Genomic DNA, 1,425 nt, shown 5'->3' with positions numbered 1-1,425 from the left:
GCCCGGCGATGCTGGCGCGGCCGTCGCGCGCGTCGCGCAGCCAGGCGTGGATCGCGGCGACGCAGGCGCGGGTCGCCAGTTCGCGCGACTCCGGCGCGTTCCATTCGGGTCTCTTGCGGCCGTCGTCCGGCGCCGGCAGCCGGCGCAGGGTCAGCGCCGGCGCGACCGCCCCGTCGCGCTGCAGGTCGGCATCGGCGACCGCACCGCCGGGCCGGACTTCGCGGAAGCGGATGCGCGCATCGACGAAGGCGGTCTCGCCGGCCTGGGCGTACAGCGCCGAGACCGCGCGCAGCAGCGACGGCCGCGAACGGAAGTTGTGATCCAGCGGCGGCGCCTGCTCGGCACGCTGGGCCGCGCCCAGATAGGTGTGCACGTCGCCGCCGCGGAAGCCGTAGATCGCCTGCTTGGGATCGCCGATGAGGAACAGCGCGCGCGCGCCGAACACCCGCTCGAAGATCCGCCACTGGCGCGCGTCGGTGTCCTGGAATTCGTCGACCAGGGCGACCGCGTACTGCTCGCGCAGGCGTTCGGCCAGGGTCTCGCCGTGCGGCCCTTCCAGTGCCGCAGCCACGTCGGCGATCAGATCGTCGAAGCTCTGCACCCGGCGCACCCGCTTGAGTTCGCTCAGGCGCTTGCCGGCCTGCTCGCGCACCCGGTGCACCAGCGCCACCGCCTGCGCCGCCAGCCACTGCGCACGCTGCTGGGCGGCGTCGAGGTAGCCAGCGACGGCGTCGAACAGCGGCGACGACGGCGTCGCCGCCTCCTTGCCCTTGTTGGTGCGCGCGGCCAGGGTCGCCGGGGTCAACCGCTCGATCCTGGGGTCCAGCGCCTGACCGGCATCGCCGTGCGCGCACCACTGGCTCAGCAGCAGCCACAACTCGCGCGGCAGATTGGCCCGGTAACTGTTGCCGTTGAGCACCTTGGCGGCGATCGCGGCGTCGAGCCGCGCGCAGGCCGCTTCGCCATGCTCGGCGAACACCGCGCTCAAGGTTTGCGCGGCCTGTTGCAGCGCCGGCAGGGGATCGTCCGACACCGCCGGCACCGGCGGCAGCAACTGGGCGTTACGCAACAAGGGGCCCAGATCGGCCGCGAGCGAAGGCGGGCCGCCCGGCCATTGCAGCGACAACAGTTCGGCCGCGGTCGCATCGCTGCCGAAGGCGCGCCACAGGTCCACCGCGATCTCGTCGTGCAGTTCGCGTTCGCTGCCGATCATCTCCGGCGGCGCGAACGGCTGCCCGGTTTCGAGCGCGTGCTCGGCCAGGACCCGCGCACAGAAGCCGTGGATGGTGACCACCGCGGCCAGGTCGATCTCGCGCGCCGCACGCGCCAGGCGCGCGCGCAACGGCGCGGCGCCTTCCTGCGCGGCCTGCGCCTCGACCAGGCTGCGGGTCAGCGCGCGTTCGCCATCGTCGCCCTCGCGCGGCA

General features: G+C 73.8%; 1 protein-coding gene. It reads right to left on the bottom strand.

Annotation, left to right across the window (positions count from 1 at the left end; genetic code table 11):
• On the bottom strand, positions 1 to 1,425 hold a 1,425-nt coding region (locus tag ACSAMQ_RS20525), incomplete at both ends, for a UvrD-helicase domain-containing protein (protein ID WP_435397429.1).

Origin of the sequence: Lysobacter sp. 1R34A (genome assembly GCF_051217035.1) — a bacterium.
In the GTDB taxonomy this organism is placed as follows: Bacteria; Pseudomonadota; Gammaproteobacteria; order Xanthomonadales; family Xanthomonadaceae; genus Lysobacter.
The sequence above is the reverse complement of the archived record's forward strand: the minus strand, read 5'-3'. Positions and strand labels throughout refer to the sequence as shown.